Annotated in this window: 11 protein-coding genes and 1 pseudogene; 3 read left to right on the forward strand and 9 right to left on the reverse strand. The window is 47.5% G+C overall.

The window, feature by feature from the left end; translation table 11 throughout:
• Positions 1–22: 22 nt before the first annotated feature.
• The 4 genes and pseudogenes from AC15IQ_RS11835 to AC15IQ_RS11850 all read right to left on the reverse strand — a co-directional run.
• Positions 23–1,132, reverse strand: coding sequence for a S1C family serine protease (locus AC15IQ_RS11835; protein ID WP_483179361.1), 1,110 nt, complete (start codon positions 1,130–1,132; stop codon positions 23–25).
• A 189-nt stretch (positions 1,133–1,321) separates the two neighbouring features.
• Positions 1,322–2,002, reverse strand: a complete 681-nt coding sequence (locus AC15IQ_RS11840) for a DedA family protein (RefSeq protein WP_483179385.1) — start codon at positions 2,000–2,002, stop codon at positions 1,322–1,324.
• A gap of 293 nt (positions 2,003–2,295) precedes the next feature.
• Positions 2,296–2,637: an S-layer homology domain-containing protein gene (locus tag AC15IQ_RS11845; RefSeq protein ID WP_483179386.1), complete on the reverse strand. Its 342-nt coding sequence runs from the start codon at positions 2,635–2,637 to the stop codon at positions 2,296–2,298.
• Positions 2,638–2,694: 57 nt separating this feature from the next.
• Positions 2,695–2,778, reverse strand: a pseudogene (locus AC15IQ_RS11850) (S-layer homology domain-containing protein); the annotation flags it as partial.
• Between the two features lie 466 nt (positions 2,779–3,244).
• Here AC15IQ_RS11850 and AC15IQ_RS11855 point away from each other — a divergent pair.
• Positions 3,245–4,324: a DUF3231 family protein gene (locus tag AC15IQ_RS11855; RefSeq protein ID WP_483179362.1), complete on the forward strand. Its 1,080-nt coding sequence runs from the start codon at positions 3,245–3,247 to the stop codon at positions 4,322–4,324.
• A gap of 353 nt (positions 4,325–4,677) precedes the next feature.
• Here the strand turns inward: AC15IQ_RS11855 and AC15IQ_RS11860 are convergent, their stop codons facing one another.
• On the reverse strand, positions 4,678–6,390 hold the full coding sequence (locus tag AC15IQ_RS11860) for an IS1634 family transposase (RefSeq protein WP_483177447.1): 1,713 nt from the start codon (positions 6,388–6,390) through the stop codon (positions 4,678–4,680).
• A 540-nt stretch (positions 6,391–6,930) separates the two neighbouring features.
• On the opposite strand from AC15IQ_RS11860, the gene AC15IQ_RS11865 reads away from it, so the two are divergent.
• Both AC15IQ_RS11865 and AC15IQ_RS11870 read left to right on the forward strand, forming a co-directional pair.
• Positions 6,931–8,862, forward strand: coding sequence for an endonuclease MutS2 (locus AC15IQ_RS11865; RefSeq protein WP_483179363.1), 1,932 nt, complete (start codon positions 6,931–6,933; stop codon positions 8,860–8,862).
• A gap of 235 nt (positions 8,863–9,097) precedes the next feature.
• Complete coding sequence (locus AC15IQ_RS11870) at positions 9,098–10,282, forward strand: MFS transporter (protein WP_483179364.1); 1,185 nt, start codon at positions 9,098–9,100, stop codon at positions 10,280–10,282.
• A gap of 88 nt (positions 10,283–10,370) precedes the next feature.
• Here the strand turns inward: AC15IQ_RS11870 and AC15IQ_RS11875 are convergent, their stop codons facing one another.
• The 4 genes from AC15IQ_RS11875 to AC15IQ_RS11890 all read right to left on the reverse strand — a co-directional run bounded on the left by AC15IQ_RS11875 (position 10,371) and on the right by AC15IQ_RS11890 (position 12,953).
• Positions 10,371–11,432 carry a YkvI family membrane protein gene (locus AC15IQ_RS11875; RefSeq protein WP_483179365.1) on the reverse strand — a complete coding sequence of 354 codons (1,062 nt, stop codon included), beginning with the start codon at positions 11,430–11,432 and terminating at the stop codon, positions 10,371–10,373.
• Between the two features lie 336 nt (positions 11,433–11,768).
• On the reverse strand, positions 11,769–12,089 hold the full coding sequence (locus AC15IQ_RS11880; RefSeq protein WP_483179366.1) for a HepT-like ribonuclease domain-containing protein: 321 nt from the start codon (positions 12,087–12,089) through the stop codon (positions 11,769–11,771).
• Positions 12,086–12,367 carry a nucleotidyltransferase family protein gene (locus tag AC15IQ_RS11885; protein ID WP_483179367.1) on the reverse strand — a complete coding sequence of 94 codons (282 nt, stop codon included), beginning with the start codon at positions 12,365–12,367 and terminating at the stop codon, positions 12,086–12,088. The genes AC15IQ_RS11880 and AC15IQ_RS11885 overlap by 4 nt, the downstream gene beginning before the upstream one ends.
• Positions 12,368–12,614: 247 nt before the next feature.
• The gene (locus AC15IQ_RS11890; protein ID WP_483179368.1) at positions 12,615–12,953 is read right to left on the reverse strand and encodes an arsenate reductase family protein; all 339 of its coding nucleotides are present in this window, start codon (positions 12,951–12,953) and stop codon (positions 12,615–12,617) included.

The following is a 12,953-nucleotide window of genomic DNA, read 5'->3' on the forward strand; positions in this document are numbered from 1 at the left end:
AGAACCGTGCCCAGTGCCACTTTTAGGGCTTTTCTTTCAGAGTCACGGAAATGGTGATACTGCGTCCCTGGCGCAAGAGGCCCAATGAAACCGTCTGCCCCACTTGCTGGCTTTGAACATATTCCTGCACCTGTGTCCCCTTTTCCACCGGGTTGCCGTCTATACTCACCAAGATATCATAGGCTTTGACCCCTGCAGCCGCTGCCGGGCTGCCAGACACTACATCGGCCACCACCACGCCTTTGGTATCCTGGCTGATTTGCAGTTGGGCTGCCAGTTCCGGGTTCATATCAGCCATGTTTATCCCCAAATAAGGCCGCACTACTTTGCCGACAGTCATGAGTTCCTGTAGTATGCCCTTAGCAGTGTTAATAGGTATAGCGAAGCCTATGCCCTGCCCGTTGGCACTCACCGCGGTATTTATGGCTATGACCTGCCCTTGCAGATTTATCAGCGGTCCGCCGCTGTTGCCGCTGTTGATGGCAGCATCGGTCTGAATGAGATTTTTATAATGGCGATCCTGAACGGTGATGGGACGGCCCTTGGCCGACACCACCCCGGTCGTCACCGAGTGGTCCAAGCCAAATGGATTGCCGATGGCGATTACCGTATCCCCGGGGCGCATAAGGTCCGAGTTTCCCATGGGAATGGCCCGCAGATTGGGAGCCTCTATCTTCAAAACCGCCAGATCGAGATCATAGTCTGATCCCACCACGGTGGCGGTATATGGGGAATCAGTCCCCTGCACAGTGACCTTGATGCTGCTGGCCTCATCGATGACATGCTGATTGGTCATGATGTAGCCTTGAGAGTCGATGATAAACCCTGTGCCGGTAGCGGTCCGGTTGCTGCGGGGAATGTTGAAGCCGTAAAACTGCATGGTGCCTCTATCTACGTCTCGGTTGACCGTGGCCTCTATGTACACCACCGACGAACCAGTCATTTCTACAATATCTGCCACGCCAGATCCGGTCTGCACTGAAGCATAAGCGGTATCGCTGCCAGTGCGATCGCTATTCAGGACTGCCTGACCTGCCCTGTCTAGTCCGAAATACGCGCTACCTAAGAAAAAAGCCAGCAAAGCCACGATCAGATATTTGGCGGCTGGACTCTCTATAAACCGTTTCACCATAGTTTTCCCTCCTGTTCAGCTGCGATGAAAAACGCCACCTGCTATTATTCCTGAAAACTATGATACCCGGAAAGTTTGAACAAGTTTTGAGGGTTTTGTGAACAAATGGTGAACAGGAAGAAGTGTCGGTGTTGAGCCGCTGGTCAGGTTGATGTTCCCAATCGAGATTTTATAAAACCACAAATGGTATTATCGCCGGATGTCCGCGGCAACCTTCTCCCTTGCTGCTGTTGTTTGCTCCCGGTCCCGGGTACGATAGCGCAACATTCCCATCAAAGCCGGAATAAACGAAACCCCCACAATTAGTACGATTACCAGGGAGAAATTGTCTTTGACCAGGGGTATGTTGCCGAAGTAATAACCGCCATAGACCAGCAGTAACACCCAGGATATCCCTCCCAGCAGATTGAAAACCATGAACCTGGTAAAACTCATACGCCCGATGCCGGCCACGAAGGGTGCGAAGGTGCGGATTATCGGCATAAAACGAGAGATGACAATAGTTATCCCCCCATAGCGTTCATAGAAGGCCTGCGTCCTGAGCAAATACTCCTGTTTAAAAAAACGGCTATTCTTGAAAGAAAAGGCTTTGTGCCCGATAATTCTGCCGATATAGTAATTTAGCGTGTTGCCGCCGATCGCTGCCACCAGCAAAGTCAAGCATATCCATTCCATGCTAAAAACCCCGTTGGCAGCCAGAGAACCAATCACGAACAACAGCGAGTCTCCGGGCAGAAATGGCGTCACTACCAGTCCAGTTTCACAGAATATGATCATGAAGAGAATTAAATATGTCCATGTTCCATAATTCTGCACGATATCAGCCAGATATATATCAATGTGCAGCAGGAAATCGATCAATTCCACAATAAAATCCTCCTATGTCCGCTGATATAAAAAGACCTTTAATATAGCCTGGCTTGCCGGGTTATATCAAAGGTCTTGCTTTCCCTGCAGGAGCATAAGACCAGGTAATTTTACACCGCTTTGTTGGCCTTATAACTTGTAAGCTACTCCCCTTTATTTCTAGTCAATACTACCATAATTGCGATATTTGCGTCAATAATGTCGAAAGCCGGGGGCATTTTACCATATTCTGGCTCGCTTCATCTACACGAAGCAAAGGGGGTGCCGCGCTCATGGCTCATTTTTACCCACCCTGGCTATTTAGCCAGGGCATTAAATATCACTGTCACTGCTTCGGCTCTGCTGGCATTAGCCAGTGGTTTGAAGCTGTTATCCGCATAACCCTTCATAAGACCATGGTGAGCGGCACTGCTTACCCAGTTTACAGCCCAGGGTGATACCGCAGCTCTGTCACTGAAGGTGAGTTCTTGGTCAGCAGCCATAAGCCCGGCGGCTTTGACGATCATTATCGCCATCTGCTCGCGGGTTATCAGGTCGTCGGGGCCGAAGTGTTCAGCATCATAACCCTCGATGATGCCGGCTGCATAGGCGGTCCTTATATAGTCTTTAGCCCAGTGCCCGGCGGTGTCTTCAAACATCTTTCCGGATTGTGCTTGTAGCCCCAGTGCTTTAACCAGAACGGTAGCAAACTCGGCTCGGGTGATGGTCTGCTGCGGCTTAAAGCTGCCATCCGGGTAACCGTCGATGGCTTGCCTGCCTACCAAACTGAGGATAGCGGTTTCCGCCCAGTGTCAGCGGCATTATCGGCCAGCGCGTACAACACCTGTCCTTCAAAAGCAAAAGATAAGTGCCAGGCCCCAAACAGAGCAAAACTGACAATAAATAAATGTTTCCTATCAATAAAGGCGGGTAATCGAGGCAAAAACCGCATTTTTCTCCCTTTCGAACACCAGTTGCAGTTAGAATGATTCATTACTCAATTCGCCAATAATCAATTCGACCAATTCGACAATTGTTTTATATTAGCCTGCCTCGATTCAAAATAAATGACAGGGAAACTTGAAAGCTAATCCCCTTCAATCGTAGTTGATATTACCATAACACCTCATGTTCAATAATTTACTACCATCTTAATCATGCCGTATTCATGGCCTCCATGTCCGGTGCCCTGAGGTTCTGGAGGGAATAACGACAGCATATCCGGATAAACTATGCCAAAACCAGGTTTTTAAACGGAGGATGAATATGAGAACCCGATATGATCCCAACCTTATGGAGGACAGGGCCATTGCAGCAATCGATAATGTACCGCTTAATGTCTCGGAAATAGGTGCATTGTGGAATACTTATATGCAATACTCTCTATTTGTTTGTGTCCTAAAACATTTCCAGAAAACAACCGAAGATTTTGAGATTCGGCCGTTGGTAGAGGACGCTCTTCAAATATGCCGCCTCAGAGTAAACCAGGCTGGCGACATTTTGCGTAGAGAGGGACTGCCCATTCCCCAGGGCTTTAAAGACAACGATGTCGACCTTAAAGCCCCTAAATTGTTTTCGGATCCGTATTACCTCTACTACATCATCAATTCAAATAAGATCGCACTTGTTGTCAACGGATTGTCTTTCGTTACATCGGGTCGAGCCGATGTTCGTGATTTCTATGATCATTGCATAAATTCGTCCATTCACCTGTATAACAATACGGTAAATCTGCTGCTGTCCAAAGGTCTTTATATAAGGCCTCCCATCGTCACGGTCTCTAAAGAGGTGGATTACGTCAATAGACCAGACTTTTTAAGTGGCTTCCTCGAGAAGAAACGCAGCCTTTTAGCCCAGGAGGTATCAAACCTTTTTTATGGCATTTCCACTAATAATATTGGAAAAAGGCTGTTGATGGGATTCGAACAGACTACTGCGTCTGACCAGGTTAGAAGATATATGAAGCGTGGGATCAGCCTGGCTGACAATCTGATAGACACATTTAGTTCTATTATGCTTCAGGAAGACATTCCTGTTTCAGTACATTGGGATTTCATGGTAAATGAATCAACCATCCCGCCGTTTTCGGATAAGCTGATGATGTACCATACTTTACTGATCTCTTCTGCTGGCATTTCAAACTATGCCACTACTTTGGCCACCAGCCCGCGCCACGACCTTAGTGCCCTATATGCTTCGGCCGCGGCTAAAGTTGCCACATTCATTGAGGACGGGATCAACATCATGATTGACAATGGCTGGTATGAAGAACCGTTTCGCATGGTTGACAGAAGAGTGCTAGACAATCAAACCGAAACAGTGACAACTTCACGGGGAACTAATTAGCTCCTTACCTTATGCACGATTTTAAAGTCCCCTGCACCACGCTTATCAGCACGATGGCAAACTCGTCAGTATGCCCCAACATACCGCTAGCCGAATAACTTGAGGTATTCATCAGCACAAGGGCCAACTCAGCCCAGGTGAGGCTGTTGCCTAAAAAGTAGCGATTTGATTTCAGCCATCGATTGTTGCCATGATTACCGGGCAATAAAAGCAGGTTATACGCGCACAGGATAAATCATGGTGCACATCTATTCCCGTCTTTGACACTTAGTGAAGAGAAAAAAGCTCGTAAACTCCTAAAACAAGGGGGTTGCGAGCTTTTCACGTGTTAGTAAAAAGTGAGTACTATTTGTCTAAGACTTAGTAGCTTTAAAAATTTTTTTCATCTGTCGCATGGGGAGAATCTGGTAGTCAGTACGGAAGCCAAACACATCATGAAGATTATCCGTGAAGTCCGTTCTCATATAGGTGGGGACGAAACCCTCCCCTTTGACCTCATAGAAATTCATGTCACGCAGCCCCTGAACGATCTCACTGCAGGTGTATTGCTCACCTAACGTCTTCTTCAAGAGTCGGTAGATCACCAGCGCGATAAAACATATAATAAAATGCGCCATTATCCTGTCATCGCGGCTAAGGTATACCGGTCTAGCCTTAAACTCGCTTTTCATGATCCTGAAGCACTCCTCAATCTGCCAGCGCCTCCTATTTACCGCAAGGATAGCAGCGGCGTCGCCGTCAAGGTTAGTGCAAACCGCGTAGAAACCATCAAAAGCCTCCTCTTTCTGGATGACAGAGTTATCGATTTCATATACCGCCTTGCTGGCAACCTCACCCTCAGGGGTAATGCTGGTTTTCTTGATAAAACGTTTGTAGTCGTTTTGGTTCACCTTCGTAAGTTTCCCCAAATTCGTGTTAAGGACTTTGCGAGCACGCTCAATTTGGGCGTTCCTGACCTTGCGTTGATAATCTTGGTACTTGAGCGAAAAAGACACAATAAGCTTCTGCTCCAGCCCATCCTCCACAATCCAACGCTCCTTGTAAAAAGTCTTTTCCATGTCTTTGTTTTCATCAAGCTTGTCCAGACTGTATACGGAGGTATCGCCCGGGAGGCGCCAGCCCTCAGGGCTTAATGCCCATTCTCTTAGGTGTTTCTTCAGCTTCTTGACCGACTGCGTAGTGATGAAAGCTCGCTCGCCCTGGTTGTTGAATTGACGGTTACTATTGGAAGCGAGCCCTGCATCGGTGCAGACGATGAACTTGGAGCAGTTAAAGTCAGACAGTATTTTCTTCTCCAGCGGTTTTAGCGTCAGTTGCTCGTTAGTATTGCCTTTGCCAATATATACGGCTAAAGGCACCCCATCCCCATCCATGAAAAGCCCCATCTGGACAATGGGGTTAGGGCGGTGCTCTTTGGAGTAGCCGTATTGCTTGATGCCTGACTCCTGCTCAATTTCGAAGAAGTAATTGGTGCAGTCATAGTACAGCACCCGCGTGTTCCGCTCTGACACAGCCAGGCTGTTGGAATAAAGAGACGCCTGGATAGAGTCAGCCTCTTTGGCAATTATCTCCAACGCACGGTAGATTTGGTGGAGATCAAACGATGGCTGTTCTATGAACCTTGAGGAAAGTTGGAATGTAGAAAGCTTAGAGGAAGGGTAGATAATCCTGGCGTAGATAAGTCTGGATAGGATGGAGTCCAGGTCGTAAGAAAACTTGTACTTCTTAGAGATAGCTCTGCACATTTTATCAAGCTTCAGTTCGTGATATATCTTCTGCAAAAAGAGGTATCCGCCGTTGAATAAGCGCTGCTGGCCTTTATCAATAGTCTTGATCGGGGAATACTTAACTAGGACATCGCGTTTGTTAAGCTTTTCCTCCTCGTTAAGTTTGGCAATATACTCCTTGGCCCACTCGATCGGGTCTTGCCCGCCCAATTTTTTCTTAAGTTCATCATATGTACCAAGCTTTTCAACAATCTTGGAAGAATGAACGCCATTGACATAGGTGGACTTTATGACATAAAGCGAAGCAGCATTTTTTGACCTAGAAATTTTTAGCCGCATAGAAAACACCTCCCATCCCTTATATTATGACACATTACTCAAAAGTACTCAATACAAAAGTGTAACAATTGACAAAAAAATTAGCCCTTTTCGGGCTTCTCTAACCTTTTTCTACTATTCAACTGTCAAAGACCCGGATTTCAGCCATCGATTGTTGCCATGATTACCGGGCAATAAAAGCAGGTTATACGCGCACAGGATAAATCATGGTGCACATCTATTGACAACAGCAGCAGATGGTTTTATGCTAAGTACGGAATAATAAAAAGGTGGCGTGTGGATGTCCGTTCTGTCTGTTAAGGTGGACCTCAACTAGATAAGTTGCAAAAGGTGCATTGTTGCGGGGTAACCCCCTGTTTTGTGTCGCCTTTTGAAAGACATACCTGACAGACTGCTTCAATCTATGTGAATACTGATGCGTGGCAATGTGTTTTGGCCGCGCAGTTTTAATCTATAGACATTTTTGCCCGCAGGGAGCAATCTGCACTATTACAGGTGTGGTATCTCTGGCGGGCATTTGATATTTTTGAGGAGGATCAAATGGATAATTATACAACCCTCGAGTTTGATAAAATACTCACTATGCTTGCTGAAAAGGCCTTGTCCGAGGCCGGAAAAAAACGCTGCCTGGCCTTGGCTCCCTCATTGAATGAAAGCGAAGTACGGCGCAGGATGGAGGAAACCACACAGGCCCGGCGTATTATCGAACAGGTCGGCACGCCGCCCCTGGCGTCCATGGCTGAACTGCACAAGGTCATTAACCAGATTGCGGTCGAAGCAATGCTTATGCCGGATCAACTGGTGCAGGTTTCCATATTTCTGGCCTCCTGCCGGAGAATGAAAACATATCTGAAGAAGGCCGAGCTAACCGGCGCCGAGATGGCATGGTACGGGACATCTATAGACGAACTGCCGGAGCTGGAATACGAAATCGAGCGCTGTATAAGGAATGGCCAGGTAGATGACAAGGCCTCAGTCCGGCTGGCTGATATAAGGCGACAAATTGTTATCACCAACGAGCAGATCAAGGCTAAACTGGAGGGACTGTTGCGCCGAAATAAGGCATGGTTCTCAGAGAGCTTTATCTCCATCAGAAGCGGCCGTTACACCTTGCCGGTAAAACGTGAACATAAGAAGAATGTGACCGGCACGGTCATCGAGATGTCCAATACTGGTGGAACCTGTTTTATCGAGCCGGCATCGGTTGCCCGGTTGCAGGCCGAGCTAAACAACCTGCAAATTGAAGAGGACAGCGAAGTCAGGCGCATCCTATACTCCCTGACCGCGCTTATTAGCGATAATCTGGCCGCTATCAAACTGAATATGGAGGCCATGGAAACTCTGGACTACCTCTTCGCCAAAGGCAAGCTCAGCATTGCCATGAAAGCAGGGCCGGTCAGCATAAACACTGCCAGAAGGATTCGTATAGAGAATGCCAGACACCCCTTGCTCGACCAGAATTCCGCGGTGCCGCTGAACTTCGAAAGCGGTGATCAACATAAGGGAGTAGTTATTACCGGGCCCAATACCGGCGGCAAAACTGTAGCCCTTAAAACCGTGGGGCTGCTCTCTTTGATGGCACAGAGCGGGCTGCATGTCCCTGCCGATACTGGCAGCGATTTATGCCTCAATAACCTGGTGTTGTGCGACATTGGCGACGGACAGAGCATAGCCGAGAATCTGTCCACCTTTTCCTCGCATATGAAAAACATTATCGAGATTCTAAAGCAGGCCAATGAGGAATCCCTGGTGCTGCTCGATGAACTCGGCTCGGGAACTGATCCCACTGAAGGCATGGGGCTGGCAATTGCCATCTTGGATGAACTGATGGCTAAAGGATGCCTGTTTGTGGTCACCACCCACTACCCCGAAATAAAGGAATATGCAGCCGCAAAGCCGGGGATGGTAAACGCCCGCATGACCTTTGACAAGGAAAGCCTTAGGCCTCTGTATCAGCTGGAAATCGGCGAGGCCGGTGAAAGCTGCGCTCTGCATATTGCGGAAAGACTGGGCCTGCCCCGGCAAATGCTGCAGCGCGCCCACCAGGCCGCCTACGGCAGCAAACCTCAGCAGTTTGGTTTCACAGTAACTCAAGGCGATCCTGCTCCCCGCCAGGCCTCCACCCCGTCCAGTATCGTCAAGCAAGAAGAGAAGAAGCCGCAAACACCGTCGCATCGTGATTCATTCAACATCGGCGACAGCGTGTTTGTTTATCCGCGCAAGGAGATCGGCATTGTGTATGCTCTGGCCAATGATAAAGGGGAAATCGGCGTTCAGATAAAAGGCCACAAAAAGCTGGTAAACCACAAACGCATTAAGCTCTTTGTGCCGGCCAGTGAACTATATCCGGAAAACTATGATTTTTCCATCGTATTTGACACTGTAGCCAACCGCAAAGCCAGACACCTGATGGGAAAACGCCATGTGGAAGGCAACATCGCTATCATTAAGGAGGGTGAACAAGACAAATAATTTAATTAAGACAGGGCGGTTCCGAAATGGACAAAGGGCGTAGGCAAGGCATGGGGTTCTTTGGCTTGTAAACGCATCTTTCGTCTTTTCCTTCACGTCTCGGTTTTAGTAACTGAAAGACCAAGCAAAAAAACCGTACCCAGACACCTTTGCAACGTGCCCCATTGTCATCTTTAGCTGTTGAGGTACTGATGGTATACTGATGAGGGATTAAGTATTTAAGGAATGATAGACTTTGGAGAAAGCTGGCCTTAGCAAGCATCTGGTGTTGTTGTTTATTTCAATCTTTCTGGTGGGGATGGGCTTTAGCATAATAATGCCGGTCTTGCCCTATTACGCTGAATCGATGGGAGCCAACGCTTTTCAGCTGGGTATGCTGATTACCGTTTATGCCATCTGCCAGTTTATCTTTGCTCCTATCTGGGGCGCTTATTCCGATCGGATGGGCAGAAAACCAGTGCTTCTAATCGGAATTCTGGGATTTGCGGTTACCTTTATTCTGTTTGGCTATGCTACACAGTTATGGATGCTGTATCTGATCAGGATTGCCGGAGGCATTCTGTCCTGTGCCACCATGCCTACCGCCATGGCATATGTGGGCGATTCCACCAGCCTGGAAAAACGAGGCCAGGCAATGGGTATGATAGGAGCGGCGATGGGAATGGGAATGATCTTTGGTCCTGCTATCGGCGGGCTATTGTCGACTATATCGCTGTCCTTTCCTTTTGTGTTCGCGGGGCTTTTAGCCCTGGCCAATGCTGTTTCGGTGTGGTTGTGGATGCCCGAATCCCTTGCTGCTGAGCAGCGGGTGGTGCGTAAAATAGAGCGGGCTTCACTTTTGGAAGGTATACACAGCCCGTTTGTGGTGCTGTTTGTGGTAATTCTATTTGCCAGTATAGGAGAATCCATACACCATGGCACCTTCGCCCTGTTCACTGAGGCCAAGCTGTCCTTTACAGCGCGGGATATCGGCTGGGCTTTTACCGCTGCCGGAGTGGGTTCGGTGCTGGTGCAGGGACTGTTGGTGGGCAGAATGATCAATCATTGGGGAGAGGAAAAAACCGCCTCAACCGGGATCATACTGATGGGGTTGAGTTTCGTGCTGTTCACCTTCACCTTCAATATTCCCAGTTCTATCGCCTTCATGGTGGTTTTTTCTGCTGGCGTAGGTTTGATACGCCCTTCCATCTCTGCGGCCGTATCCAAGCGCACCCAGGGCACGCAGGGGTCAGCCATGGGCATATTACAGGGCTACGACAGCCTGGGGCGGTCAATTGGCCCGGCTCTGGGGGGATTCATGCTTGATCAAGGCCTGAAGCTAGGCTACTATACCGCTATAGTAGTTTCCTTTATAGCCCTGGTAGTCTTGCTGATAGGCACCCGCCTGGTGGAAAAGCGCAATCTGCCTGCCGAAACGTGATTATCGTGACCGGCGCGGGCTGCTGCAGCCGAATGCTGTCGGTATTCTCCCCTTATTCCGTTCAGTGTGGCAACTCCACCCGGTCGATTCACAAGTCTATTCTCTTCTGCTGCAGCGATAAATAGTGCATGACAACGCCTATCATGGCAAAAAAGCCGAAGTATCCGCAGACCGGCAAGACAATTGCTATCAGCTCTTTAAAGCCGGCAATACTCCCCAGGAACGCCAGCCCCACCAGTATTGGGACCAGTATCTTTCCTTCAATACTCTTGATCTTCTTGATGCGAAAAGTTACCCCAAAAAGACAAGACAATGAACTCCCAAACATCCCGCAAAACAGCAGCACGGCATAAACTCCCCCCCAAACCGGATGTATTTTTTCAGCCAGGGTAAGCATGGGTAGTTCGGCATCCGCCAGCATTGGCTGATTGAAAATCAAAGGGAGCAAAATACACACAAATACAATCAGCAGTTGTATGGCTCCCTGAAAAACACCTTTACTGATGGTCTTGTCTTCTTTTACCTGTGGTGCAATTGGCACCAGTATGGAGATGATAACCATCATATTGTAAGAAACAAACACAATCGTGGCAAACAACCAGTTTGCAAGCAGCGGGTTAGCTCCGGAAAACGGCCGGGCGACAATACTATTTCCTCCAAAATAGAAGAATGATAAAACCCCGGAAATCATGGCTACCACAATCAAGAGAGGAACGGTAATACTAAATGCGGTCAAGACCCCTTTCGCTTCCCACAGTGCCACTACCCCCAGCAAGACCGCCATCAGTGCACTACCCACAATGGTCTGGATGCCGAATACCTGATTCAGCAGTGCCCCGGCACCGGCGATCATAATTACTACCACCCCAAACAGGAAAAAAATGAATACCCCGCCGAAAACTGCTCGAAGCCAGGGGTTCTCGTTTCTTACAATGATTCTGTCAAACTCGGTGATTCCGGTCTGTTTTGAAATTCTCATAACAAAGCAGCTGAGCATAATGAACAGCAGGATGGCAAGAGACATGCCTATCAGGCCGAAACCTCCGAATACGGCAAAAAACTGCATCAGTTCCTGTCCTGAAACAAAACCGGCTCCCAATATGCTTCCTGTAAAGGCCATGGCAATCTGTCGTGAGGTTATACCTTTCATGTGCAAATGAATTACTTCCTTCACTCTTCAACTGTCACTTTTTACAATACCACACTATGCTATAATTTACAGGAGCATACTATTAGTTATAGGAAGTTATATCCTGCCGATAATCCCCAATAATCGAATACTCCATTATTGTTTTGTTCTCTAGATCGCCACATTTCAGTAATTGTCCTGTTTATTATCTACCATTATAACCGCGCGAATAAAAAAGAGGCCAACAAAAAGAACGTCGGGGTGGTGGGGTGCATTTTATTCAGGGGTGTGCATTTCGATAAGATAAGAAAGCCTGTATTTTGGACGGGGGGGCTTAAGGATAATAGCAAGTATCAACTAACCCTTTAAGGCTTCTAATAATTGAGGTATGGACTCTTGAATAGTTTTCCAAATTATTAGTAAATCCGAACTCCAGTATTCATGAATTAACAGGTTTCTCATACCTTTGATTGATCTCCAGGGAACCATTGGATACTGGGACTGCACGTCATCAGGAATATGTGTGGCGGCTTCTCCGATTATTTCGAGGTTGCGTATCACCGCATCAATAATCATTTGATTTTGCTTAAACTGGTCATAGTCTAGCCCGGCCGTATATTCCATGATACGACCTGAGGATTCAATAAGATCATCCAGATACAGCCAATAATCTCTCATAGATATTGCACTTCCGTGAGTATTTTTTCCTTGATTCTTGGCTTTAAGGCCGCGGGAGTGACTAAATCAACCTTGATTTTAAGGAGTTCCTCCAAATCCAACTTAAGATCGACAAATCTAAAAAGAGTGATTGGTTCCGCAAACTCTACTAAGAGATCAAGATCGCTGTCAGCATTTGCTTCGCCGCGTGCAAAAGACCCGAAAACTCCTATTTTGCTTATAGGGTAGTCCCTGCATAGTTCTGGCAGACGCTCTTTTATGACCATAATCGGATCCATCATATCACCCCATCAATCAGTGCATTTAGGGAAGTCCTATTTCAAGAATATATTGTGGCATGGGACAGGTCAACATACGAAAAAGTCCTAATTTCGGCAAGGTATTCTGGGGTTAAAGCAAAGAATACACTTATCGTGTCGTTCATCGAATGGTCACTCGCCGTTAATCTAGTGGTGTAGCGGATGTGCACCCCATTCAAAAGATAGAGCGTAAGATCTCTGACGCATAATTTTTGTTTGCCCTTCCCTACTCCCATTTCTCCCACACCTCAGGCTTGTAACCGACGGTAGCCTGGCGGCCGTTTCTGACTATAGGGGTATTGAAAAGCTGGGGGTTTTTTAGGAGAATCTCCTCTCGCATGCTGCTGCCAGTGATATGGTTAAGATTTAGCTGATTATACTCTTTGGCCTTGCTATTGATGAGATCAATCAGCTTCACCGACTGTTTGACGCTGTTCAGTTCACCTTTACTCAGGCTCTTCTGATTCAGATCAATAAACTGGTATTTTATCTTCCGTTCTTTGAAATATCTTTCCGCCTTTTGGGTGTCAAAGCATTTCTTGACTCCGAATATCTGAATGTTCAT

This window comes from Syntrophomonas sp. DTU019, from assembly GCA_913757435.1.
Taxonomy (GTDB): domain Bacteria; phylum Bacillota; class Syntrophomonadia; order Syntrophomonadales; family Syntrophomonadaceae; genus DTU019.

Excerpts from the sequence above, each read along its gene's own strand:
- AC15IQ_RS11835 (WP_483179361.1), bottom strand. The coding sequence starts at position 1,132 with ATGGTGAAACGGTTTATAGAGAGTCCAGCCGCCAAATATCTGATCGTG.
- AC15IQ_RS11845 (WP_483179386.1), bottom strand. The coding sequence starts at position 2,637 with ATGTTTGAAGACACCGCCGGGCACTGGGCTAAAGACTATATAAGGACC.
- AC15IQ_RS11855 (WP_483179362.1), top strand. The coding sequence starts at position 3,245 with ATGAGAACCCGATATGATCCCAACCTTATGGAGGACAGGGCCATTGCA.
- AC15IQ_RS11860 (WP_483177447.1), bottom strand. The coding sequence starts at position 6,390 with ATGCGGCTAAAAATTTCTAGGTCAAAAAATGCTGCTTCGCTTTATGTC.
- AC15IQ_RS11865 (WP_483179363.1), top strand. The coding sequence starts at position 6,931 with ATGGATAATTATACAACCCTCGAGTTTGATAAAATACTCACTATGCTT.
- AC15IQ_RS11875 (WP_483179365.1), bottom strand. The coding sequence starts at position 11,432 with ATGAAAGGTATAACCTCACGACAGATTGCCATGGCCTTTACAGGAAGC.
- AC15IQ_RS11880 (WP_483179366.1), bottom strand. The coding sequence starts at position 12,089 with ATGAGAGATTATTGGCTGTATCTGGATGATCTTATTGAATCCTCAGGT.
- AC15IQ_RS11885 (WP_483179367.1), bottom strand. The coding sequence starts at position 12,367 with ATGGATCCGATTATGGTCATAAAAGAGCGTCTGCCAGAACTATGCAGG.
- AC15IQ_RS11890 (WP_483179368.1), bottom strand. The coding sequence starts at position 12,953 with ATGAACATTCAGATATTCGGAGTCAAGAAATGCTTTGACACCCAAAAG.